The following is a 23,143-nucleotide window of genomic DNA, read 5'->3' on the forward strand; positions in this document are numbered from 1 at the left end:
AGGAGTTGTGTCATGTGCCTAGCCGTACCGGGACGTATCGAGTCCCTGGAGGAACGCGACGGAACGACGATGTCGGTGGTGAACTTCGGTGGCGTCCGAAAAGAAGTGTGCCTCGAGTACATTCCGGGCGCCCAAGTCGGCGAGTACGTCGTGGTGCACGTCGGATTTGCCATCCAGCGACTCGACGAGGAATCCGCTCGCAGCACGCTGGCGGAATTCGAGCACCTCGGCGTACTCGAAGAGGAATTCGGTGACGGGTTCGAAAGGGCTGCCCGGGCCGCGGGGATCGAACCGAAGGAGACGGAATCATGAAATATCTGGACGAGTTCTCCGATCCGGAACTGGCCGGCAAACTGCTGGATCAGATCCGTGCGCTGGCCACACGGCGATGGGCGATCATGGAAGTGTGTGGTGGTCAGACACATTCGATCATCAGACACGGCATCGATCAATTACTTCCCCAACAGATCGAGATGATCCACGGACCCGGATGCCCGGTCTGTGTCACCCCGCTCGAGATCATCGACAAAGCTCTCGAAATCGCGGCAAGACCCGATGTCATTTTCTGCTCCTTCGGGGACATGTTGCGAGTTCCGGGGAGTTCGTCGGATCTGTTCCGCATCAAGAGCGCCGGCGGTGACGTGCGGGTGGTGTACTCGCCGTTGGATGCACTGACTATTGCCAAGGAGAATCCGGGCCGGCAAGTGGTGTTCTTCGGGATCGGATTCGAGACCACCGCGCCGGCCAACGCCATGACCGTCTATCAGGCCAATCGCCTGGGTATCGAGAACTTCTCGCTACTCGTCTCGCACGTTCTGGTCCCGCCGGCGATGGCCGCGATCATGGATTCGCCAGAGTGCCGCGTGCAGGCATTTCTGGCGGCCGGGCATGTGTGCAGTGTGATGGGAACGTCGGAGTACCCGGCGCTGGCCGAGAAGTACAAGGTCCCGATCGTCGTCACCGGATTCGAGCCGCTGGATCTGCTGGAGGGCATCCGAAAGACGGTGCTGCAGTTGGAATCGGGTCGATACGAGGTCGAAAATGCTTACGCCCGTGCCGTCACCGCGCAGGGCAACACCGCAGCGAAAGCGATGCTCGAGGATGTGTTCGCCGTGTCGGACCGGACGTGGCGCGGCATCGGATCGATCCCGGACAGCGGTTGGCAGCTGGCACCGAAGTATGCGTATTTTGATGCCGAAGAGCGTTTTTCGGTGACCGATATCCATACCGACGAGTCGAGCGTCTGCCGTTCCGGAGAAGTGTTGCAAGGTTTGATCAAGCCACACGAGTGCAGTGCCTTCGGGAAGGAATGCACTCCGCGGAATCCGCTCGGTGCCACGATGGTGTCGTCCGAGGGGGCGTGCGCCGCGTACTACCTGTACCGGCGCCTGGAACTTCAGGAGGCGGGTCATGCCGGCTGAGGAGACCGCTGTCGTGGACTTGTCGGCGTGGGTCTGCCCACTGCCGCTGCGTGATTCGCCGAACATCGTCATGGGGCACGGCGGTGGAGGAGCGATGTCCGCCGAGCTCGTCGAGCACCTGTTCCTGCCCTCGTTCGGAAGCGCTGCCGATGCAGAACTCGGTGACTCGGCCGTATTCGACGTCGGTGGGGTGCGGCTCGCGTTCTCGACCGACTCGTATGTCGTCAAACCCATGGTGTTTCCCGGCGGAACGATCGGCGATCTCGCTGTCAACGGAACGGTGAACGACCTGGCGATGGTGGGAGCGCAGCCATTGGTGATGTCGACGGCATTCATCCTGGAAGAAGGGACGGCGCTGACCGACATCGCGGGAATCGCGAAGGCGCTCGGTGAGGCCGCGCACGTTGCCGGCGTTCGGCTGGTGACGGGTGATACCAAGGTCGTCGATGCCGGTCACGGCGACGGAGTCTTCATCAACACCGCAGGAATCGGGATTGTCGCAGACGGGGTGGACATCAGCCCCACTCGCGCACAAGTGGGTGACGTCGTGATCGTCAGCGGCGACATCGGCGTTCACGGCGTGGCCGTGATGAGTTGTCGCGAAGGTCTCGAATTCGGGACCGAAGTGCGCAGTGATTGTGCGGCCCTGAACGGCGTGGTGGCCGACATGATTGCCACCGGCGTCGACATCCACGTCCTGCGCGACCCTACGCGGGGCGGAGTCGCCGCGACCCTCAACGAGATCGCTCAGGCGTCGAACATCGGGGTTGCGCTGGTGGAGCGAGATCTACCGATTCCCGCTGACGTGCGCGACGCCTGTGGGCTACTCGGCTTGGATCCGTTGTACGTCGCAAACGAGGGCAAGTTGATCGCTTTCGTTCCACGCGAAGATGCCGCCCTGGTTCTGGAAGCGATGCACGGCAATCCACTGAGTGTGGGAGCCGCCGTGATCGGGGAGTGTGTGGCCGAACATCGCACAATGGTGGTGGCGCGTACGGCATTGGGAGGCAATCGGGTAGTGGATCTGCCGGCAGGTGAACAACTCCCGCGGATCTGCTGATGACTGCCGTCGGTATGAACGGGCCGGCATTGTTTGCCCGCTACGCGTATCCGCCGAACGAGTTGGGTTACTGCGGACCCGACGATCCTTCAGTGCTGCTTCGTCTGGCCAGCGGCAACTCGGGCAGCGGCGACCGTGATCGCGCTCGTCAATTCGACGGTGCGTGGCCGTACCTCGAGGCATTGGCTGTAGGAGCGGGCATCGACGACCCCTTGGATTCGCGAGTGATCGAAGCCTATTGGGTGGGAGGTGATCTCCTCGACTCTCTCGATTCGGGGAAGTTGTTACAGCACTTGAGGGGGGCATTCGGTGAACGCGAGAACACCGGGTTCCTCCCCGTCCTCGGGGGTCGGGACCGCGCGCTCGCGCACCACAGTTTTCACGTATTTCTGGTGTATCCGTGGGTCAAGCTTCTTCGGAAGCGCGGTGCGGTCCCACTGTCCGTCCTCCAGAACTGCCGGATCAGATGGGGAGTGGTCGAGGACGTCGGCGAGGAGCATGCATTGGTGGCTTCGTCCCCGCTCGAGTTCGACGGTGAGCAACTCGCACGCGGCCGACCGGCAACGCAGAGAGTGCGGTGGAGGGTCGAGGGCAACGCGCTTGCGGCGATGCCCGTCCCCGGCGCTGTGGTGACGATGCACTGGGATTGGGTGTGCGACAGGATAACGGCAGAGCAATCACGTGCATTGGATGCCGCGGAAGACTCGGGATTGCGGATCGCGAACCGAATGCTGTCGACCGATATGTGATCGTCAGTTCCCCTCCAGGACGGAGGCTACGGTGAATTGGGGTAGCGCGGTAACGGACAGCGCACTGTGGTTGGCAGAGGCATATGCGATCACGGTAGCGGTTCTCGTCGTCACCGCGCTGCTGCTAGCTCGGTATACCCGCTGGGGCAACCAGTTTCGGCGAATGGCTTGGCCCTACTTCGATCCCCGGCGCACCGTCATTCCGCTGTCGATTCTCGCGTTACTGCTGCTGCTCACGATATTCGGTGTCCGCGTGACGGTGTTGTTCTCGTACTGGTACAAGGATTTCTACGACGCCATTCAGAACCTCGACGAAACCGCTTTCTGGCACTACCTGCGAGTGTTCGCGATATTGGCCGCAGTCCACGTCGCTAGCTCACTCGTCGTCTACCTGGTGGGCCAAACACTCGATATCAATTGGCGCAGTTGGCTCAATGACACATTGACCGACGATTGGCTCGACGGCCGCGCCTACTATCGCGGAAACTTCCTGGAGAACCCGGTCGACAATCCGGACCAACGTATTCAGGCAGACATCACCGCATTCGCGACGTCGTCCCGCACGTTGTCCATGGGCGCCGTCGCCGCAATGGTGTCGATCGTCAGCTTCACCAAGATCCTGTGGGATCTGTCCGGGCCGTTGACTGTTTTCGGTGCCGAGATTCCGCGAGCGATGATCTTTCTCGTCTACATCTACGTGTTGGTGACCACGGCACTCGCATTCTGGATCGGCCGGCCTTTGATCATGCTGAACTTCTTGAACGAGAAACTCGGCGCCACCTTCCGGTACGCGTTGGTTCGACTACGGGAGTACGGCGAAAGCATCGCCTTCTATCGCGGAGAGAACGTCGAACGACGCACGCTCGGACTACGTTTTGCTGCAGTGATCCGCAATATGTGGGCGATCGTCTTCCGGACGCTCAAGTTCAGTGGCTTCAATCTGGCAGTGGATCAGACAGCGGTGGTGTTTCCGTTTCTGGTCCAGGGATCTCGATTGTTCAGCGGGCAGATCACTTTCGGCGACGTGATGCAAACTGCTCAAGCATTCGGCCAGGTGCACAATTCGTTGTCGTTCTTTCGAGAGTCCTATGCCGATTTTGCAAGTTTCCGGGCCACACTGATCCGTTTGACCGGGCTCGCCGATGCCGATCGTCGTGCCCGCGCACTTCCCGTGCTCGACGCGTTCTCCGCTGGCAGTCATTTGGTTGTTCGGGGACTCGACGTGCGCACGCCGGTTGGTGAGGCGTTGATCTCCGAACTCGACATGTCACTGGGGCCCGGCGATGCACTGCTGGTGAAGGGTCCGTCGGGTAGCGGCAAAACCACGCTGCTCCGCAGCATCGCGCAGTTGTGGCCGTACACAAACGGTTCCGTGACCACCCCGGTCGGAGACGTCCTGTTCCTCTCACAACGGCCATACCTACCATTGGGTTCTCTGCGCGCGGGTTTGGCATATCCGGACCAGTTGCCCTCAGGTCAGCCGAACACCGGGCGCTCGGACTTCGACGACCGCAGGCTCCACGACGCGCTCGCCGAGGTGCATCTCGCACATTTGATCGGTCGGCTCGACGAGCCGGCTGATTGGACTCGAATTCTGTCGCCGGGCGAACAACAACGGTTGGCGTTCGCCCGAGTCCTCCTGATCCGACCGCGAACCGCATTTCTCGACGAGGCGACATCCGGAATCGACGAAGGCCTCGAGTACACGCTCTACGACATCCTTCGCCGTGAACTGCCCGACAGCATCATTGTCAGCGTCGGGCATCGCAGCACCCTCGACGTTTTTCACAATCGACAACTCGAACTGCGCGGTGCGGGACACTGGACTCTCGCTGATCACGAAGGCTGAGAAAACTTTCGACGGTCGGATTCTTGCGACAGGATTCGGCCGGGTTACCCGCCGCGCCGCTATCGATCGAAGACACCGACCGTCACGAGGTCGAAGGGTTGCGGAAGTCGTTTGTGTGCTGGAGCACCCAGGCCGCAATCCTGGTGCGCGAGTCGTACCCCAGTTTGTTCAGTATGTGATCGACGTGGCCGTCGACAGTGCGCTGAGAAATGACCAGCTTGTCCGCGATTGCTCGGTTGGTCAGGCCCTGTGCGACGAGTTCGGCCACCTGCTGCTCCCGCGGAGTCAGCATTTCGTCAGCCGCCGATTTCGGTGATCCACCGGGCGGTTGCTCTCTCAGCGCGCGGGCCGCTGCGTCGTCGAGAGTCAGAGCTCGTCCATGATCGAATGCTGTTTGAAACACCCTGTCTCCGATCCGGTTACGAGCCTCGGTCACACTGTTTTCGTGGTACGGGACCATGCTCCTGAAGGTGTCCATCGGGCTGCCCGTGGCGGTGAACAGCGTGTCGGCAGCTCCCATCAGTGTGGCTGCCAGCTTTGCGTCCCGGTCGACAAGCGTCCACGCGATTTCCTCGAGGCACCATGCACATCCGAACTGGTTACCCAGCCCTCGAAGCAATCGGAGAGAATCTTCGAGTAGCTCGATACCGCGAGCGTGGTTGCCATGACGCCACAGGGCGGATCCGTAGTCCGACATCGTCATCGACCGCCACAAGATTTCGCCGCGCGATTCGGTGAGAGCCAACTCCTCCTCGTAAATGCTTGCAGCCCGGTCGGTTTCGCCGAGTGCGTCGACGACGAAGGCGAACCAGTAGAGCGCGGGTACCAGACGGGCGATGTCGTCGTTTGCCCGGAATGCTGCGACAGCCTGCTCCAGGTACTCGGCGCCGCGCACGAGATCGCCGTCGGCGACCGCGACGAATCCGAGCGTGTACCGCGCCAGTATGCGACCGTCGTCGTTCCGCTGCATCTCGGCCTGTCGCCGAGCCTCTTCGGCAATGCTTGTCGCCGAAGCGATATCTCGTTGGAGGGCTGCCAGCAGTGCGCCTGTCGCGGCGGCCTCGACTACCGCCTCACCGAGAGTGCCCTCGGTCAGTTCGGGCACCTCGGCCAGGGCGCGACCCAACCAGTAGCGACCTTCGTTGAATCGACCACGTGCAAGCCAGTAATCATGCAAGGCACTTGCGGTACGCAATGTGGCTTCGACCGAGTCGGGTTCGGTCAGACCGAATTCCAACGCGGTGCGCACGTTGGGTAAGTCGCGGTCGATCCGCGTCATCCAGTCGATTTGGTGCGGCCCCGTCCAGTCGACTCCGGCGCGGAAGACGAGTTGCCTGAACCACTCACTGTGCCTGCGCTGCAGCGAGACCCACTCGTCGACTGACACCAGTTCACGCCCGTAGTCGCGAAGAGTCTCGAGTAGGCGGTAGCGGACGTACGAGCCGTTTTGTTCACGGATGAGGATCGACTTGTCGACAAGGGACATCACGAGATCGCCCAAGTCGTCGTTCTGTGCTTCGTCGGCGAGAATTCCTTCGACGGACCCGAGATCGAAGCTACCCGCAAATACGCTCGAGTTCGCCCACAACGACTTCTCCGGCGGCGTACACAGATCGAAGCTCCAGTCGATACTCTGTGCAAGCGTTTGTTGACGCGCTGGAGCGTTCCGGCTGCCCCGCGTCAGCAGTTGGAAGCGGTCGTCGAGTTTTTGCAGGATCTGATCGACCGACATCGCCCTCAGTCGGGCAGCCGCCAACTCGATCGGCAGCGGTAGTCCTTCCAACCGGCGGACGATCTTCTCCACAGCCGCGCTGTTCTCGCTGGTGATGCGGAAGTCCGTCACGGAGGAACGTGCCCGCTGCTCGAACAGCATCATCGCATCACCATCACGGGTGTCGGTTGGCGACGGCGCCTCGGTGGGAAATCGCAGAGGCGGCACCCGTAATACCATCTCGCCGGGAATGTCGAGCGGTTCTCGGCTGGTCGCCAGAAGTGCCAATCGGGCACAGCACCGGAGAAGTTCGGCGGCGGTGTCGGTAACCCAGCCGATGAGGTGTTCGCAATTGTCCAGAACAAGCAGGACACGTTCGTCGACGAGACGGCCGATCAGTACCGATCGCGGTGACCGCGTAGATCGGTCTTGTACTCCGAGTGCGGCAAGAATCGTCTGATCGAGAAGTGCCGGCTCCCGCAGTTCGCTGAAGTCGACGAACCAGACGCCCCCGGGGAACGCACGGGAGGAATCATCGGCGGCACGGAGCGCCAAGCGGGTTTTGCCGACCCCACCCAGGCCCGTAAGGGTCATAAGCCGGTAGTCCGACAGCAGGCGTCGGACTTCTTTGGCCTCGGACCGACGACCGACGAAACTGCTCAGTTCGATCGGTAGGTTTCCTCGTTTTGCCGCCATGAGAATCGCGCCGAATTTGTACGTGCTGAGTGGATTGACCCCACACAGTGTACGCGGAATCGCGTGTGCGAAATCTGTCAAGGCACCACCGGTGTTCGCCCGTGATTGCCGTTGGGCCGAAGCTTTTCGGTGCATGACGCGGAATAGCGAACACTTTCCACCGACGTAGTTCGCGCCTCATTCGAAAGGGATGAGAGGCGCATTTCATCTTTCTGGCGCACTTACGATTCGGGCATGAAACGTGTGTGGGAAGGTGTGCGGCGCTACGGCAAAACGCTGCACTCGGTCGGGTTGTCGTTCGGTCTGGTGTTTTTCGTCCTCTCGATGAGCCCGTCCCTCTTACCGCGCGCGTGGTACCTGCAGGGCGTGGCAACCGGTATTTCCGCCGACACCGGGTACGGCATCGGTGTGAGCGTGGCGTGGATGATCCGCAAATGCGGAGTCGAACCGACATGGTCGGACCGGACCAAGCGGATCGGTTGGGCCGTACTCGCCGTACTGGCAGTGATATTGGTGCCTCTTTTTCTGATCTTGGGTTCGTGGTGGCAGCAGATCGTCCGTGATCTGGTCGAGGCGCCTCGCGTGAACCGGGCGAACTATCTTCTGGTGCTGCTGGTTTCGCTAGTGGTGTGGTTGATCTTGCTGGAGGCGGGTCGCGGTCTGCGGCATCTCACCAGAGGACTCGCTGCCGTTGCTCTGCGGTTTGTTCCCAAGGAAGCAGCGAAAGTCGCGAGCTTGGTCGTCGTCTTCGCGTTGGCGATCTTCGTCGTCAACGGTGCCCTCTACAACGGGCTCATCGCTTTTGCGAACTGGAGTTTCTCCGGCGCGGACAACGACACGCCCGATGGTATCGACCAGCCTCTGATCGCCGAACGCAGTGGTTCACCCATGTCTGGCGAGGCATGGGATTCGCTGGGCAAGGAGGGTCGCACTTTCATGGGTAGCGGGCCGTCTGCGGTGCAGATTTCCGCGCTGACCGGCCGGGACGCGAAGCAACCCATCCGGGTGTACGCCGGCCGTGAGTCGTCGGATTCCGTCGACGGTGTCGCGCAGCGGGTCGTCAACGAACTCGCGCGCACCGGCGGCTTCGACCGTGCCGTCCTGGCAGTAGTGACCACCACCGGCCGCGGCTGGGTGAATGACGACGTGGCGTCCGCTTTCGAATACGTCCAGGGCGGCGACACCGCCATCGCGGCGATGCAGTACTCGTTCCTTCCCAGCCCTTTGGCATTCATCGCCGATCGGGAAACCCCGATGGCCGCAGGCCGGGCGCTGTTCAACTCTGTCTATGCGAAGTGGATCGATCTGCCGCTCGACAAGCGCCCCAAGCTTGTCGTTTTCGGCGAGAGCCTCGGATCGTACGGGGGACAGGCCGCGTTCGCGGGAGCACAGGACATGGCGACGCGGGTGGATGGGGCGTTGTGGTCGGGGACTCCGAACTTCACCGCTCAATGGCAGGAGATCACCAGCAGTCGTGACTCCGGCTCACGGGAAGCCGTGCCGGTGATCGACGACGGGCAGTCGATTCGTTTCGCTGCCTATCCGGAGGATCTCGAACTGGATGCGCCGTGGAACGACTCACGCGTCGTGTACTGGCAGCACGCCAGCGACCCAATTGTCTGGTGGTCTTTCGACCTGCTTCTGAACAAGCCGGACTGGCTTGCCGAGCCTCTCGGCCGTGATGTCGATCCGGGAATGACGTGGATACCGTTCGTGACATTCTGGCAGGTGACACTCGACATGGTCTTCTCGGCGGACGTTCCGCCAGGTCACGGGCACAACTACGGTGCCGAGGCGGCGGACATGTGGGCGCGGATCCTGCACCCCGACAACTGGTCTCAGTCGGACACCGACGCGATTCGCGGCGCTCTGACGAACGACTTTCAACCCACCAAGTAGTAGTGCGGAGTGCGGACCTCGTGACGGTCTCTCGTCGTTGGACCGGGAGTACTCGCTCTAGATCGTTCTATCACTGTTTGTCAGCTATCTAACAAGGAGCGCGATGCATTCATCAAGAACACTCGTAGCTGCGGTGGCGCTGAGTGCGATCACTGTATTTGCCGGGGCTGGGTCCGCGGTTGCCGCGCCGGCGGTCGGATCTGTCGATTTCGGCTCGTCGAGCGGATCCGGATCAGGAACCGGTTCGGCTAGCGGATCCGAATCTGGTTCTGTCGATTTCGGATCCGGCGGACCGGACGTCGAGCATCCGGTGTCGACCTGCTTCTGGTCCGTGCCGATCAATCCCGAGCGCGCGGACCCACAGCTCAACTACGCCTTTCCTGACACCGCGGCGATTTACTGGGCTGCGCAGTTCACAATCCCCGAGAACGCCGAGTTGGTTATCCGAGGGCAGTATGCGCATGCGCGCTATCAGTCGTTGAACTCGTACAACGCAGCAACCGCGATGCCGACCGCCGTCCTCAATGACATTTCGACAGCTCCCGACGCAGGTTCGCGCAACACCTATCTTCCCGGTGCCGATCGATCGAACGAAAGTGCCAGGTCGTACACGGCTTCCGTCCTCAACGAGGCCTCGCCTGCTGAGCCGAAACCCAACACCTTGTATGCCGGTGTGCCAGGTCAGGACCGGATAAGCCTGCTTTATCGCATCTACCTGCCGGACAACGGGCGTGATCTCACCGGCGGCGTTGGACTGCCGGAGCCAGAGCTGCACCTTTCCGGTGGTCAGGTGTTGCGCGGGCAGGATCTGTGTTCAGCGGTCGGTGCGGACAACGGAATCTTGAAGCCGGCTTCGCTGCCGCTGGACACGTACAAGGCATTGCGTGACCAACCGGGCAAGCCTGCGACATTCCCTTCCGAGCAGACACCAGTCTGGCGGGCGTACTACAGCGCCGAGTTCACGCTCGGCTGTACCTATCTCGGCAAATGCGATGGCACACCCCAGCGGGTGGGCGGGCAGTACTCCAACATCGACAACAGCTACGTCACCGCTGAAGTCAACCGTGGGTTCGGCGAAGTTCTAGTACTTCGGGGAGAGTTGCCGAGGACTCCGAAGACGACAGGCGGCGCAAAGAATCTCGACAGCGCAGTCGACATGCGGTTCTGGTCGATGTGCAGCAATGAATCGCTGGCAACGACGAAGGTAGCGACGTGTCTGTTCGACGAGCAGATGGCCACTGATGCGGATGGTCGCTACACGATTGTCGCGTCGCTCCCTGAAGACCGACCCGCAAACGCTACGAAGGAATGTGGGGTGTCATGGCTTTCGCTCTCGCCGGCCGGTGACGGCGCAGGGCACCCCGACGATTCCCTCTTGATCATGCGGAACATGCTGCCGGCCAAGGACTTCAGCCACGCTGCACACGACACCAAGACGCCCGGTGACGAGAAGGCAGTGATGGGAGAGTATCTGCCGGACGGGCAATATACGTCCAAGCTCGCGTTCGAGGGCAGTGGCTGCGCGAAGTAACCCGTCTTTACGCGTGAGGTCACTACTCGAGATTGTGTCTGGTGATCCTCCTCGATGATGTTGGCTGCGCTCTGCTGCGAGCGCAGCCGACACACCGTTGACCAAGTCTTTTCGCGATCTTCGGTGGGGAATCGGGGCCTGCGGTTCAGGCACTCATCCCTTTCGAATGAGGCATCAACTACGCAGGCGCTCGCAGTGTCAGCATTGTCGCGCAGCGGTATCGGCTGTGCTCTGTTGTCCGTCGTGGCGGACAGGGGCGGCTTTTCTCGCCTACCGCCTATCCTGCTTGCCGCAATCAGAAATGAGTTTTGACATGGGTTCCGTTGTCGGAGAACTTCTCCCGTTGGCCGTCGGTGTCGCCGTGTCGCCGGTGGCCGTCATCGCCACCATCTTGATGTTGCTCTCCAAGCGAGCGGGTAGCACCAGCGCCGGGTTCGCGGTGGGCTGGTTACTCGGAATCTTCATCGCTACAGTTTTTTTCGTCATCTTGTCCAGTGCCGTCAGCACGTCAGACGACGGACCGTCCGCCACGGTTTCGTGGATCAAACTAGCTCTCGGTGTCCTCCTGTTGGCCGTCGGGGTCAAGCAGTGGCGGGGGCGCAGCGGCGAGCACGAAACACCGAAGTGGATGCAAGCCGTCGACGAGATGACCGCGGTCAAGGGATTGGGCCTTGGATTCGCGCTCGCCGCGATCAACCCGAAGAACCTGCTCATGTGCATCGCGGCCGGAGTGTCGATCGGCTCGGCGTCGTTGGCGACCAGCGGAGCGATCACCTCGATTCTCGTCTTCACGGTCATCGCCAGTTCAACTGTCGCGATCCCGGTCATCGGATACGTGGTGGCTGCTGATCGCCTGCGAAAGCCGTTGGCCAATCTCAAAGTCTGGCTCCAGGACAACAACACCACGGTGATGAGTGTGTTGATCTTGGTCGTCGGAGTTGTTCTGATCGGCAAGGGAATTGGCGGAATCTTCTGATACCCGCTCTTTCGCGTGGTGTGAAGGCGCGATTCCCGGATGATCGTTCGATCAGGCGCGCTTGACCGCGTAGTCGCCGTCGGCGTGGCCGATCAGTTGCCATCCGCCCTCGATCGGGGACAGTCGGACGTCGGAGAGATTCGTGGTCTCGAGCTGTGGCCGGTCGGTGCCGGGGTACCAGGCCTCGACCCGTCCGGTGCCGCTCCCGTCAAACCCGTCACGCGATACCTCCGTCAGCGTGCCGGGCGCTGCCCGCGGATACGCTCGCGAGAGTGGCGCGGCGAATCCCTCTACGAGCCAGAGTGATTCACCGGACGGGCAGTCGATGCGATTCAGATTTCCCTGTGGCTGGTGGGTATTGCCGTCGCGAACCGGGTGGGGGTCACCGCACGCTTGTGTCCACGACCACCACGCGCCGCCCATCCGGTACTTGTCGGTGGCATCGACGAAGCGGTCGACGTCTGCTCTCTGCTCGTCGGCGTCGCCGAACCAACCCCATTCACCTGTCCACAACGGTGCGTCGTACCAGGCGGCAGCGAGGTCGGCGATCTTGAATCCGTCTTCGATTCCGGGAAATTCGCTACTGACCGTTATCGATTCGCTGTAGAGATGGGGCGAGAAGACCACCAGGGGATCGGTCAGGTAATGGCGTGGAGGCAGCGCGTCGAGGCCGAAAGCCGACCAGATCGCGCTGGGCTCGAAGAACACGAGGTGTGGAAATCCTCCTGCTTCGGCCTGTCTGATGGCGTCGGTGGCCCGCTTGTAGAACTGCCCGATCTGATCAGCTGCCGTGAATGGATCGCGCAGGCCGGGGTTCGGTTCGTTCAACAGGTCGTATCCGGCTACAGCTGGTTCGTCTTTGAACTCGGCAGCCAACCGCGCCCACGTCGCGACGAGGCGACTCTGGATTCCTTGCTCGTCGTCGTAGAACGCCTGGAAGGCATGGGCGATCGCGGGTGCGGCTTCCCTGAGTCCACCGATGTTGCAGGTTGTCCATCCGCCGGTCAGGGTTGCCCACTCGGGTGCGCCGTCCCAGCCGACTCCCGGCTCCATGAAAGACGGGCACGACTGGTCGCTCGGGGTGCCGACGTACGGGCCCCATGCATCCTGATGCATGTCGAGAACGGTGTAGATGCCGTGGTCTTTTGCATCCTGGACCGCTACTCGGATGCGGTCGACGTACGCAGTGTCGAATGCACCGCGGGTCGGTTCCAGGAGGGACCACGCGACGTTGAGCCGGACGACGTTGAAGCCCAGCGCTGCCATCTGCGCGAAGTCCGTTCTTCCCAGCGGCGTAACGGTGGGTAGACCGGTGCCGTTGGTTGCGTAGTCATTGAGACCGTTGGCGTTCACGCCGCGGAGCAACACCGTTCGTCCGTCGACGTCCTTGATCGTTCGATCTGCGACGGTCAGTTGGGGGAGAGTCCAGCCCGGATCCGGTGGTGCAGCGTTCGCCGCCGGAGTTGCAATCTGGAGGACCAGGATTGCGAGGGTGGCAAGCAACAGCGCACGCATCCATCGACCTTTCTAGACAAACGTCCAATTCCGAGTCGAGGCTAGCGTGAGAAGACCTCTTTCCGGCGCGGTTTGCTCATACCTGTCACGGCCCCGCGTTGCCGAGAACACGTCGGACACGTGCTCCTGCTGGAGGTGTCATCATTGTCGACAAGTCTCGACCCGAGGGAGCCCTGGTGAAGCTTGCATTGACTGATCTGATCGAACAAATGCCTCGTGACGATTTGGCGAGTACGCGAGCGTTCTATGCGTCGCGGCCTGCCGGTGTCGGTCCGAGTTCCCTGCAGGAACTGCTTGTGGTGCGAGCATCCAGGGTGGTTGATCCCACGGCGAGCCGGGCTGTTGAACACACACTCGACATCGAGGGCCGATCCGTTTCGGTGCGCGTAGTCACTCCGAAGGACGGCGATGTCAACGGGGTCTATCTGTATCTTCCGGGTGGGGGTTTCTACATGAGTTCAGCGGCCAGCGCTGACGCCCGAAGCATGAGACTTGCCGACGAGGTCGGGGTAGTAGTGGTTACCGTCGATTACCGGCTTGCACCGGAATTCCCTTGGCCGGCAGCGCCGGACGATTGTGAGGCAGTCGCCTTGTGGCTGCTTGAGGTCGCTGCCGAACGGTTCGGGACGACCAGGCTCGCCATCGGTGGCATGTCGGCGGGAGCAACCTTGGTGACGACGACGTTGCTGCGCCTTCGTGATCGAGGTCTGGCCAAGGCATTTTCGGGTGCGGTGCTGGAAGCGGGCACGTACGACGTCAGTGCCCAGACTCCCGCGGGCCGCACCATCAGCGACGAATACTTCATCGAAGCCTACGTCGGCCATGTCGATGATCGCACTCTCCCGGATATTTCTCCGACATTCGGCGACCTCAGCGGCCTGCCGCCGACCCTCGTTGTCGTTGGATCAGAAGACGTGGTCCTGGCAGAGAACCTTGCCATGGTGGCGCGACTGTCGGCGGCCGGAAACGACGTCGACTTGCGTCTCTATCCTGATGTCCCGCATGGATTTACAAACCATCCAACGCCTGTTGCCCGCCGCGCTGCGTCGGATATGGGTGCCTGGCTTGGGCAACGTCTCGACGGCGAGTCGGAGTGACAAGCACGGGCGCGGTTCAGCGTGCCGAGGACACGCGGCGCGTGTTCGGTGTCAGATGGTGGTCGAGCGTTCGGCGATGAAACAGTTCTAGGCTCACGATAGATTTCATCAGGCCGTCGAGGGTTCGCGCATCCCATCCGGTCAGATGCTGCCAGCGGTCGAGTCGATACGTGACAGAGTTCGCATGCAGGTGGATGTCACGGGCGGCAGCGCTGACGGAGAACCCGCTTCGGGCGAAGGCGCGGACGGCATCCATCAGATGTGAGTGCTCTTCGGCCACGGACGCCCCAGCCTGTAGAAGCGGCAGCAGCTCGTCCTGGTGGGTGGCAAGAGTGGCGATGAGCCATTCGTCGGCAAAACTGACCGTCGTGCCCGGCGCTGTCGCCAACTGCAATGTGCGCTCGGCGTCTTTGATGCTTTGAGCTGCGCCGACGAGCCCGACCCGGGGCATCCCGATACCTAGTGAAGTTCGTGGATGATCTCGCATGATTGCGTGGATGACTTCGGTTGGTTCGCCCTGACACATCACGATTACTCGGGAGCCATGTCGACTGCAATGCGCGACAGCATGCACGGAATCCAGGGTTCGTTGCAGGTTTTCCACTTGTGCTTCTGACCATTCCTCCTCGACGGCCGACAGTGCTTGGAACGATTTCTGTGTATCGAATCCGAGGGTTTGTGCCAGCTCTCGGGCGTTGCTCAGTTCCATATCCGTTGCACTGTGCAGTGTTTCGAAGAATCGGTATCGAACGCCGGCGCGGATGGCCTGCTCGCTGCGCGTTGCCTCGGAGTGTCCGACTGCGACTGCGCTCGTCGCGGCGTGAACGAGGTCCCAGAGTTTGCCGCCTGCTTGCAGCAGCTCGTGTGTTGGTTTCGTGGACCGCTGGACCATCGTGTCCCAGAGCTCACGAGATGCAATGTGATAGGTCTCGATGACATCGGAGAGGGGGAGCCCTTGCATCGCGCGACGGCGCCCGAGTTCGCGGTTTCGGTCGGTGTCTTCTGTGGTGATCGTTTCGTTCTCGGCGACGGCACACAGCATTGCGGACAACTGTTTGCGGATGTAGTTGCCTTGCTCGGCCACTGGTACCGCGGAGTAGGCCGGGAGTTCGCTGCGAATCTGTTGTACCGCGCGTTCGGTGAGCGCTTCGAGCTCGTCGGAGACCTCGCGACACAACCGACGGATCGTGTCTTCTTCTTCGACGTCGGTTACGTCCACGGGGTTACTCCTTTGTGCGTGCTTGGTCTTGCGTCCCGTGAATTTCACGAACGAGCGTCGTGGATTCCGGGGTTCACCCATGGTCCCGCCATAGTGACGGGAGGCACACTCAACGCTAGACCGGACGACGATTCGACGGCAAAACGCCCCTCGCCTCATCTGCTCCGGATCGATCAACGGCTAAGGAGCCACAATCATGTCCAACGAGGCGAAGAGTGCCTTGCTCGCAATCGGAGTTCCGTTCGTCGGGGTGCTGGGCGGGATAGTTGCGCTCTCCGGATCCGAACTGACTGTTCTCGGATTTCCCATTTTGTTCGCGTGGCTTTTCCTGTGGATGCCGCTGACCTCGTTGTGTCTCCACATGGCATGGAAGTTCTTTGACCGCAAGGACTTCGAGGAAGCGGAACGAAACGAACTGGCTCAGGCCAAGACCGAGATCGGGGATCCGACATGATCGCTGCAACATTTACGCTCGTGCTACTCCTCGCGCTCGGCGCCGGAGTGCTTTCACGCCGTGGAAGCAAAAAAGAGATCTCCGACTACCTCGTGGGCGGGCGGTCTTTCGGTCCCGTGCTGGTTTTCATCCTGGGAGCAGGTGAGGCCTACAGCATCGGCACGCTCATTGGATTTCCCGGGGGTGTGTACGCCCACGGGGCAAGCTACGGCGTCTGGTTCATCGGATACATCTTGCTTGCCTACCCGATCGGATACTTCTTTGCGCCCTATCTCTGGCGGGCAGGCAAGCGGTATAACGCGATGACGCTGCCCGATGTGGCAGGGCGGCACTTTCGGTCGCGCGGGTTGGAACTGACAATCGCGATTGCCTCGGTAGTCTTCCTCATTCCCTGGGGGCAGTTGCAGCTTGCCGGCCTCCAGGTCGCACTGAGCGGACTTGGCATCACCATCAACCCGACGGTGGCGGTTTTCGTCGGCGCTGCGCTTGCTCTGCTCTTCCTCCTGCTTTCGGGTGTGCGTGCACCGGCGTTCGTGTCTTACGTCAAGGACGCAGCTCTGCTGTTGGGAGCGATCCTGATCGGACTGGCCGCCACGGCCAAATCGGGCGGTATCACGAAGCTCTTTGCCGATGCGGCATCCCATGGGGCCGGGCAGGCCTCGCAATCCACCGTCACCGGTTCGTCGCTGACCTTCGTTCTCACCACAATTGTGTTCCAGTCACTCGGTTTTTTCGTTTTCCCCTTCATCGTGCAAGCGGTGCTATCGGCGAAGTCCGAGGCAACCCTCAAGCGAGTCGCCCGATTCAACCCGCTGTACATGCTCATGTATCCCTTCCTCGTCGCTGCTGCCTTCGGCGCAATTTCATTGCTGCCCAACAAGCTCGAGGGCGCAGAGTCCAATGAGGTGCTCCTGCAACTGTCCCGTCTCGTGCTCCCGGACTGGCTGACCGGAGTGGTGGCGGGTGGTGCGGCACTGTGCGCGATCGTTGTTCTGTGTGGCTCGGCGCTGGGAATCGGCTCGATCGTCTCGCGAAACATCGTTCCTGGAATACCCGAATCACGTCAGAGAGTGTGGGTGCGCGGGGTCATCGTCGCCTACCTCGGCCTGTCGCTGATCCTCACCCTCGCCGCACCCCAATTGCTGCTGACGCTGGTGAATACCGCGTATTACGGGGTGACCCAGGCCGTGGTGGTGTTCGCGACGATGATCTTCGGATGGAAGCTGCGACCGGCAGCGCTCGCGATGGGCGTGGTGCTCGGCGACGTGCTGGTGCTCTGGCTGTACCTCGACACACACGGCACGGTATCGATGTGGTTGGCGGACAAAGGCATGAACATCGGTGCCGCAGCGCTCGTTCTGAACGTGTTGTTCGTGTCCGCCACCCGAGTGATGTGGCCTCCTGTCGAAGCGGTTTCGGGCCTCCGTGCAGAAAATCGATCGGCACCAGTGCCTTGCCCCGCAGCCCCGACCACGAAGGCGGATATCCGATGACTCGGACACTACTCACCGCAGATGCAATCCTCACCCAAGACGCAGCGTCACCCCAGGTTGAGGCGCTCGTCCTCGATGGAGGCCTGGTTGTCGCCACCGGAAGTCGAAAGGACATGGGGGAGTACGCCGGACCGGAAACTCGTCGGCTCGATCTCGCGGGCGCTACTGTGATCCCGGGGCTGATCGAGTCGCACATTCACCCGACCTACTCCGGCTTGACTGACGGATGGGCCGATTGCCGGACGCCACCGTGCGCCTCGATCACGGATATCCAAGGGGCTCTGCGGAACTCCACTCCCACTCACGGCTGGATACGTGGATGGGGGTACGACGACACACAACTTCGAGAAGGTCGCCATCTCACACGCGATGACCTCGACGCAGTCTGCACCGACCGCCCGATCATCGTTCTGCACATCTCGGGGCACTTTGCGGTGGCAAACACTGTTGCGCTTGCAACTGCAGGCATCGACGAATCGACGGTGGATCCCGGGGACTCGCAGTTTCCGCGTGGGGCGGACGGGAGGCTCACAGGGATGGCCTGGGAAATCGACGCCGTGGCACGGTTGAGTGGCGCGATACCAGACCTGACACAGGCAGAGGTGCAGACCGCGTTGCTGCGTAGCTTGACACTGGCGCGTTCGCGAGGAATCACGACCGTCCACGATCTAGGGGTCGGCCTGTCGGCGGGCATGCAGGAGTTGGCCGCCTATCGTGCCCTGGACACCATGGGCGAGATGCCCGTGCACACGGTTGGCTTCCTTCGGGGTGATCTCGCGATCGCAGAACTGGAGGAAAGGAACATCGCTTTCACGGCTGCACCGGCCCCAGGGTCACGCTTCCGCCTGGCCGGCGCCAAATTCTGGGCGGATGGGTCCATTCAAGGATTGTCTGCAGCCTTGCGAACTCCGTATACCTGCAGCCCGAACCATCACGGTGATCTGCTCTATCCGCAGGAGCAACTCGACGACATGGTTCTCCAGGTGCACCGCGAGGGAGGTCAGGTCGCGGTGCACGCCAACGGCGATGCGGCTGTAGCCGCCGCCATCGCGGCGCTGCGCAGTGCGCACCGCAGTGACGGACGTCGAGCGCGGCACCGTATCGAGCACTGCCAGGTGAGTAGGCCTGCGGATCTCGAGGCGATACGTGATGCCGAGATCGGGGTGAGCTTTTTCGTCAACCATGTTTTTCATTGGGGCGATCGTCACCGTGACCGTTTCCTCGGTCCTGAGAGAGCCGGCAACCTGGACCCGCTGGCGTGCGCCGATGACATCGGCTTGAAATTCGGGCTGCACTCGGATTGCCCGATAACGCCGATGGATCCCCTCCAGACGATTAGGACTGCTGTGAATCGGCTGACCATGGGCGGTGCCGTGCTTGGCGCCCACCAACGGATCGGAGTGCAGCGTGCAGTGCAGGCCATGACTGTGGACAGTGCGTACTTGGTCCATGACGAAGGACGGGTGGGGATCTTGGCGCCGGGTCGTCGTGCGGACCTTGTCGCGCTCGACGGCACTCTTGCTGCTCTCGCAGACGCTTCGTCCGACATTCCTCAGCCTGCACTGGTCATGGTCGACGGCCGGTAGCGCATGAGATTGATTTCGTCCCAACGGATACCAGCTCGAGGTGGAGATTCGTGCAGTTGCTCGACAGTGAAGTTGTTCGGCGCTGTGCAGTTACGGCTGCCGCCGCGGCCGCGGTCTGTCGTTCGATCGGGCCCGGCGTGGTCGATGGCGACGCAGTGACGGGCAAGAGTTTCTTCCTGCAGGATGGCGGCTGGCCGGGCACCTGAACACATGTCCGGTTTCTGGAGCAAAGTCGGGACGAGGAGCGTGCCACCCTTGTAATCTCGCACGGGAGTTTGCGGGGCGCGGGGTATCCCGCACAGCGAATGAGAGGATGAAGGTGACAACTGTCTACACGCGCCGCCGAGGGGCGCGCCCTTTCGGAATCGCCCTCGCTGCGCTGGTCGCCATGGGTGCGGCCCTGACAGGCCCCACACTCGCCTCCGCTTCGAGCGGCGACCTGCAATTGGGTTCGAGTCAGTTCGGATCGTCCGGGGAGCAACCGCCGCTGCCGGAGATCCCACCGCCGTCCGCGGCCGAGATCAGGCTCGACGAGGCGCGGAACTTCCGCGATATCGGCGGGTATCGGACTACCGACGGCAGGACCGTCCGGACAGGCCTGGTGTTCCGTTCCAACAAGCTCAGCTCGCTCAATGAGACTGATCTGGCAAAACTCACCGCCGCGAACCTGACCCTCGACGTCGACCTGCGCAACGCCTCCGAACGTGCGGAGGATCCCGATCGGATCCCCGCCGGGGTCACCTACCAGGTCGCCGACGTCGTCAGTATCGAACACGGCATCGCGTTCCACGAGTTCGTTCCCCTGACCCTCGGTCGCGCGTTGATCGACGGCGCAGTCAAGGGAACCTCGAACATCGGCCAGAGCATCGGCTACCCGTTCATGGTCAACTACCGTGGTTCCGATGTCGCCTTCCGTGACCTGCTGACTGCGATCGCGAACAACTCCGACGGCGCAACCGTCTACCACTGCAGTGCAGGGAAGGACCGCACCGGTTGGGGTACCGCGATCCTGCTGACCATTCTGGGTGTCCCGCGTGAGTTCATCAGTGCCGATTTCATGGCGTCGAACACGTACCTGGGCCGGGACGACGCGGTGGACCTGTCGTGGCTCGATGCGGCGTATGCACAGGTGGACCGGCTCTACGGCGGTATGGATACTTACGTACGGGAGGGCCTCGGCGTCGACCAGGGCACTGTCGACTCTCTGCGCGCCAAGCTTCTCCTCTAAGCGGAGCTCCACGCCCGGCTTCTTGCCTACTCGGACCTTCTTCTGTCCCAGTGCGACCTGTGGTTGCGGGAGCGCGCGATTGTGTGGCGCCGCTCCTGGGGTGGGCCCGAGGTTTCTTGGCCGTGTGCGATCACCAAGTGGCGCAAGAACTTGGCGCGCAAGAATCACGACTGGTCATGGACTCGACGCTGGCCAATTGGTCAGCATCGAATCGAGAGCCTCGAGGATTCTTGCCCAGCTTTCGGCGCTGTCCGGTGCACTGTGGCTGAACGATCCACCCAGCTCGAGGCTGGCGTACCCATGAAAAACGCTGCCGAGCAACCGAACTGCGTGGGTCTGATCGAGATCGGTGAGGTTGTACCCGCGCAGAATCGATCGCATCATCTGCGAGTGTCTGAAACCCGCGCTCGCGGCCGCGGCCTCCGGGGTGAGGCGCATCTGTGACGCGGCGTACCGACCAGGGTGTGACCTCGCGTAGTTGCGGTACACGTTCGCGAAGGCGGTCAAGGCGTCGCGGCCGGACCGACCGGCCACGGCGTCGGCAGCCTGGTCGGCCATCTCTTCCAAGGCAAGCAGCGCGATTCTGGTTTTGAGGTCGTTCGAACTTTTCACGTGCGAGTACAGGCTTGCGACCTTGACGTCGAACGCTCTGGCGACCGCCGATACGGTCACCTGCTCGAAGCCCACCTCGTCGGCCAATTCGGCGCCCGCCACGGCGAGGCGTTCGGGTGTCAGTCCTGCGCGAGGCATGTCCGTTGGTCCTGTTCGTCGAGAAGTGAAACCGCTTGCCTAAATAGTATAGGCAAATTACTGTGTGCTGTAGTTAAAACCTTCGCAACTTATCTACAGGTGAATGAGATGAACAGCCAGAGCAGCTGGATTACTACCGTAATTTCCGAGGACATCGTGCGCGGAGCCCTCGAGCTCGAGCGGACCGAACGCGGTGTGCTGACACACCGTCTGCCTGCCAGAGCTCGCACGCAATTCGCTGACGGGCAGATGGCAATGGCGCAATCACAACCGTCCGGAGTGCGGCTGGTGTTCCGAACCAGCGCTACGGCCATCGAACTCGACACTCTGCCCACGAAAATGATCTACATCGGTGCTCCGCCGAGGCCGCAAGGGGTGTACGACCTGATCGTCGACGGCGAACCAACCGGGCACGCAATCGCTGAGGGTGGCAACACGGTGACGATCGACATGGCGACCGGTACCGCTCAGAGACAATCCGGACCCGTCAGCACCATCCGCTTCGCGGACTTGCCCGCGCGATCCAAGACCGTCGAGATCTGGTTGCCGCACAACGAAACCACCGAACTTGTCGCATTGCGAACCGACGCCCCGCTCGAACTCGCAGTCGGCACGAAGCGTGATGTGTGGCTCCATCACGGAAGCTCGATCAGTCAAGGCTCCGGCGCTGAAAGTCCCTCCCGCACTTGGCCTGCTCTCGCAGCCTCCCTCGGCGGCGTGGATCTGATCAACCTCGGGTTCAGCGGCAGCGCTCTGCTGGACCAGTACGTCGCCCGCGCTATGCGAGACACTCCTGCCGACCTCATCAGCATCAAGATGGGCATCAATCTGGTCAACTCCGACGTGATGCGCCTGCGGGCCTTCACGTCGGCAATGCACGGCTTCCTCGACACGGTCCGCGACGGTCATCCAGTGGCTCCACTGCTGGTCGTCTCGCCTGTCTATTGCCCGATTCACGAAGACACGCCTGGACCTGGTGCATTCGATTTCGACGCGCTTGCCAGAGGCGAAATGCGATTCGTTGCTACCGGCGATCCCGCCGAGCGCGCAGCCGGAAAGCTGACGCTGCGCTCTATTCGGGAAGAGTTGGCGCGCATCGTAACCCAGCGATCGGCGGATGATCCCAATCTGCATTACGTCGACGGGTGCGATCTCTATGGTGCGGCCGAGAACGAAGAGTTGCCGCTTCCCGATCAGCTCCATCCGGACGCTGCGACGCACCGTCTCATCGGCGAACGCTTTGCCCAACGGGTATTCGCAGACGACGGCGCATTCGCACGCACGGTGTGATCGCGCAATCTGGTTCGATCGGATTTCACACGATTTGACCCTGACGTAGCGTGAGGGCTCACGATGGCTTCATGACCGATACTTACCCGGCATTCGACATCAGCCCCGTCCCTGTCCCCGCTACAGACGCCGTGCCTCCGGAACAGTTCCGAGGTCTCTACGGAATGCCCATGTTCGTGTCGGTTCCGACATCGGATCTGGCCGAATCTGCCGACTTCTGGATCCGTGGGCTCGGTTTCTTCGACCTCTTTTCGGTACCGGATCGACTGACGCACCTGCGACGCTGGGCATTTCAAGACGTTCTGCTCGTGCCCGGCGAATGTGCAGATTCACCACCGTCCGTCAGTGTGAGCTTTGCGTGTGTGCTGAGTCAGATGGACCAGATAGCACAGGCGTGTGAGGAATTGCGGCCCGGATGCACCAGCGGTCCACATCTGAAGCCGTGGAATTCACTGGAGTTGGAGATTGTGACACCGGAGAACGCGCGCGTGATCATGACGGCCGCTCGTCCGTACGACCCGAACAGTGCCGAGGCCGAGCATCTGCGAGGCATGGGAATTGACGGACCCGACGACTGAACCGAGGTCTGACGCTGTGGCCTCCCGAACCGCGTCTGTCA

At 61.7% G+C, this 23,143-nt stretch carries 20 protein-coding genes; 16 read left to right on the forward strand and 4 right to left on the reverse strand.

Annotation, left to right across the window (positions count from 1 at the left end; all coding sequences use genetic code 11):
• Window positions 1-12 precede the first annotated feature (12 nt).
• From ACN50D_RS02975 to ACN50D_RS02995, 5 genes are read left to right on the forward strand one after another with little or no spacing between them, the layout of a single operon-like run.
• Window positions 13-312 carry a HypC/HybG/HupF family hydrogenase formation chaperone gene (locus tag ACN50D_RS02975; protein ID WP_003942168.1) on the forward strand — a complete coding sequence of 100 codons (300 nt, stop codon included), beginning with the start codon at window positions 13-15 and terminating at the stop codon, window positions 310-312.
• Window positions 309-1,421 carry a hydrogenase formation protein HypD gene (gene hypD / locus ACN50D_RS02980; protein WP_007735088.1) on the forward strand — a complete coding sequence of 371 codons (1,113 nt, stop codon included), beginning with the start codon at window positions 309-311 and terminating at the stop codon, window positions 1,419-1,421. The genes ACN50D_RS02975 and hypD overlap by 4 nt, the downstream gene beginning before the upstream one ends.
• Window positions 1,411-2,481 carry a hydrogenase expression/formation protein HypE gene (gene hypE / locus ACN50D_RS02985; protein ID WP_211920318.1) on the forward strand — a complete coding sequence of 357 codons (1,071 nt, stop codon included), beginning with the start codon at window positions 1,411-1,413 and terminating at the stop codon, window positions 2,479-2,481. The genes hypD and hypE overlap by 11 nt, the downstream gene beginning before the upstream one ends.
• The gene (locus ACN50D_RS02990; RefSeq protein ID WP_211920316.1) at window positions 2,481-3,230 is read left to right on the forward strand and encodes a DUF6390 family protein; all 750 of its coding nucleotides are present in this window, start codon (window positions 2,481-2,483) and stop codon (window positions 3,228-3,230) included. Before hypE ends, ACN50D_RS02990 begins: the two co-directional genes overlap by 1 nt.
• A gap of 31 nt (window positions 3,231-3,261) precedes the next feature.
• Complete coding sequence (locus ACN50D_RS02995; RefSeq protein WP_211920314.1) at window positions 3,262-5,079, forward strand: ABC transporter ATP-binding protein/permease; 1,818 nt, start codon at window positions 3,262-3,264, stop codon at window positions 5,077-5,079.
• Window positions 5,080-5,161: 82 nt separating this feature from the next.
• Here the strand turns inward: ACN50D_RS02995 and ACN50D_RS03000 are convergent, their stop codons facing one another.
• Window positions 5,162-7,567 (reverse strand): ATP-binding protein, encoded by a 2,406-nt coding sequence (locus ACN50D_RS03000; RefSeq protein WP_211920312.1) that lies wholly within the window; start codon window positions 7,565-7,567, stop codon window positions 5,162-5,164.
• A 153-nt stretch (window positions 7,568-7,720) separates the two neighbouring features.
• Here ACN50D_RS03000 and ACN50D_RS03005 point away from each other — a divergent pair, with 153 nt between their 5' ends.
• From ACN50D_RS03005 to ACN50D_RS03015, 3 genes are all read left to right on the forward strand, one after another.
• A complete protein-coding gene (locus tag ACN50D_RS03005) occupies window positions 7,721-9,385 on the forward strand; it encodes an alpha/beta hydrolase (RefSeq protein ID WP_211920310.1) in 1,665 nt (554 codons plus the stop codon).
• A 103-nt stretch (window positions 9,386-9,488) separates the two neighbouring features.
• Window positions 9,489-10,916: a hypothetical protein gene (locus ACN50D_RS03010; RefSeq protein ID WP_054827139.1), complete on the forward strand. Its 1,428-nt coding sequence runs from the start codon at window positions 9,489-9,491 to the stop codon at window positions 10,914-10,916.
• Window positions 10,917-11,229: 313 nt separating this feature from the next.
• Entirely contained in the window at window positions 11,230-11,892 is a 663-nt protein-coding gene (locus ACN50D_RS03015) for a GAP family protein (RefSeq protein WP_007735094.1), read from the forward strand.
• A gap of 51 nt (window positions 11,893-11,943) precedes the next feature.
• Here the strand turns inward: ACN50D_RS03015 and ACN50D_RS03020 are convergent, their stop codons facing one another.
• Window positions 11,944-13,407 (reverse strand): glycoside hydrolase family 5 protein, encoded by a 1,464-nt coding sequence (locus ACN50D_RS03020; protein WP_211920308.1) that lies wholly within the window; start codon window positions 13,405-13,407, stop codon window positions 11,944-11,946.
• A gap of 176 nt (window positions 13,408-13,583) precedes the next feature.
• On the opposite strand from ACN50D_RS03020, the gene ACN50D_RS03025 reads away from it, so the two are divergent.
• The gene (locus tag ACN50D_RS03025; RefSeq protein ID WP_211920306.1) at window positions 13,584-14,504 is read left to right on the forward strand and encodes an alpha/beta hydrolase; all 921 of its coding nucleotides are present in this window, start codon (window positions 13,584-13,586) and stop codon (window positions 14,502-14,504) included.
• A gap of 16 nt (window positions 14,505-14,520) precedes the next feature.
• On the opposite strand, the gene ACN50D_RS03030 is transcribed toward ACN50D_RS03025, so the two are convergent.
• Window positions 14,521-15,723 carry a PucR family transcriptional regulator gene (locus ACN50D_RS03030; protein ID WP_042922652.1) on the reverse strand — a complete coding sequence of 401 codons (1,203 nt, stop codon included), beginning with the start codon at window positions 15,721-15,723 and terminating at the stop codon, window positions 14,521-14,523.
• A gap of 196 nt (window positions 15,724-15,919) precedes the next feature.
• On the opposite strand from ACN50D_RS03030, the gene ACN50D_RS03035 reads away from it, so the two are divergent.
• The 5 genes from ACN50D_RS03035 (at window position 15,920) to ACN50D_RS03055 (ending at window position 20,484) form a co-directional block, all read left to right on the forward strand.
• Window positions 15,920-16,177 (forward strand): DUF3311 domain-containing protein, encoded by a 258-nt coding sequence (locus ACN50D_RS03035; protein WP_003942271.1) that lies wholly within the window; start codon window positions 15,920-15,922, stop codon window positions 16,175-16,177.
• Window positions 16,174-17,670, forward strand: coding sequence for a sodium:solute symporter family protein (locus ACN50D_RS03040; protein ID WP_030535588.1), 1,497 nt, complete (start codon window positions 16,174-16,176; stop codon window positions 17,668-17,670). The genes ACN50D_RS03035 and ACN50D_RS03040 overlap by 4 nt, the downstream gene beginning before the upstream one ends.
• Window positions 17,667-19,256 (forward strand): amidohydrolase, encoded by a 1,590-nt coding sequence (locus ACN50D_RS03045; protein WP_007735103.1) that lies wholly within the window; start codon window positions 17,667-17,669, stop codon window positions 19,254-19,256. Before ACN50D_RS03040 ends, ACN50D_RS03045 begins: the two co-directional genes overlap by 4 nt.
• A 50-nt stretch (window positions 19,257-19,306) precedes the next feature.
• Complete coding sequence (locus tag ACN50D_RS03050) at window positions 19,307-19,462, forward strand: hypothetical protein (protein WP_155419219.1); 156 nt, start codon at window positions 19,307-19,309, stop codon at window positions 19,460-19,462.
• 107 nt (window positions 19,463-19,569) lie between these two features.
• Complete coding sequence (locus ACN50D_RS03055) at window positions 19,570-20,484, forward strand: tyrosine-protein phosphatase (RefSeq protein ID WP_007735104.1); 915 nt, start codon at window positions 19,570-19,572, stop codon at window positions 20,482-20,484.
• A gap of 174 nt (window positions 20,485-20,658) precedes the next feature.
• On the opposite strand, the gene ACN50D_RS03060 is transcribed toward ACN50D_RS03055, so the two are convergent.
• Entirely contained in the window at window positions 20,659-21,234 is a 576-nt protein-coding gene (locus tag ACN50D_RS03060) for a TetR/AcrR family transcriptional regulator (RefSeq protein WP_030535586.1), read from the reverse strand.
• A 108-nt stretch (window positions 21,235-21,342) separates the two neighbouring features.
• Here ACN50D_RS03060 and ACN50D_RS03065 point away from each other — a divergent pair, with 108 nt between their 5' ends.
• Both ACN50D_RS03065 and ACN50D_RS03070 read left to right on the forward strand, forming a co-directional pair.
• Complete coding sequence (locus ACN50D_RS03065; protein ID WP_030535585.1) at window positions 21,343-22,524, forward strand: GDSL-type esterase/lipase family protein; 1,182 nt, start codon at window positions 21,343-21,345, stop codon at window positions 22,522-22,524.
• A gap of 71 nt (window positions 22,525-22,595) precedes the next feature.
• Window positions 22,596-23,102 carry a glyoxalase/bleomycin resistance/dioxygenase family protein gene (locus ACN50D_RS03070; RefSeq protein WP_030535584.1) on the forward strand — a complete coding sequence of 169 codons (507 nt, stop codon included), beginning with the start codon at window positions 22,596-22,598 and terminating at the stop codon, window positions 23,100-23,102.
• Window positions 23,103-23,143 lie beyond the last annotated feature (41 nt).

This window comes from Rhodococcus sp. SB1D, from assembly GCF_048573875.1.
Taxonomy (GTDB): domain Bacteria; phylum Actinomycetota; class Actinomycetes; order Mycobacteriales; family Mycobacteriaceae; genus Rhodococcus_F; species Rhodococcus_F qingshengii.

Coding starts and splice junctions, on each gene's coding strand:
- ACN50D_RS03015 (WP_007735094.1), top strand. CDS start 11,230: ATGGGTTCCGTTGTCGGAGAACTTCTCCCGTTGGCCGTCGGTGTCGCC.
- ACN50D_RS03060 (WP_030535586.1), bottom strand. CDS start 21,234: ATGCCTCGCGCAGGACTGACACCCGAACGCCTCGCCGTGGCGGGCGCC.
- ACN50D_RS03040 (WP_030535588.1), top strand. CDS start 16,174: ATGATCGCTGCAACATTTACGCTCGTGCTACTCCTCGCGCTCGGCGCC.
- ACN50D_RS03010 (WP_054827139.1), top strand. CDS start 9,489: ATGCATTCATCAAGAACACTCGTAGCTGCGGTGGCGCTGAGTGCGATC.
- ACN50D_RS03065 (WP_030535585.1), top strand. CDS start 21,343: ATGAACAGCCAGAGCAGCTGGATTACTACCGTAATTTCCGAGGACATC.
- ACN50D_RS03045 (WP_007735103.1), top strand. CDS start 17,667: ATGACTCGGACACTACTCACCGCAGATGCAATCCTCACCCAAGACGCA.
- ACN50D_RS02990 (WP_211920316.1), top strand. CDS start 2,481: ATGACTGCCGTCGGTATGAACGGGCCGGCATTGTTTGCCCGCTACGCG.
- hypD (WP_007735088.1), top strand. CDS start 309: ATGAAATATCTGGACGAGTTCTCCGATCCGGAACTGGCCGGCAAACTG.
- ACN50D_RS02975 (WP_003942168.1), top strand. CDS start 13: ATGTGCCTAGCCGTACCGGGACGTATCGAGTCCCTGGAGGAACGCGAC.
- ACN50D_RS03070 (WP_030535584.1), top strand. CDS start 22,596: ATGACCGATACTTACCCGGCATTCGACATCAGCCCCGTCCCTGTCCCC.
- ACN50D_RS03055 (WP_007735104.1), top strand. CDS start 19,570: ATGAAGGTGACAACTGTCTACACGCGCCGCCGAGGGGCGCGCCCTTTC.
- ACN50D_RS03035 (WP_003942271.1), top strand. CDS start 15,920: ATGTCCAACGAGGCGAAGAGTGCCTTGCTCGCAATCGGAGTTCCGTTC.
- hypE (WP_211920318.1), top strand. CDS start 1,411: ATGCCGGCTGAGGAGACCGCTGTCGTGGACTTGTCGGCGTGGGTCTGC.
- ACN50D_RS03005 (WP_211920310.1), top strand. CDS start 7,721: ATGAAACGTGTGTGGGAAGGTGTGCGGCGCTACGGCAAAACGCTGCAC.
- ACN50D_RS03020 (WP_211920308.1), bottom strand. CDS start 13,407: ATGCGTGCGCTGTTGCTTGCCACCCTCGCAATCCTGGTCCTCCAGATT.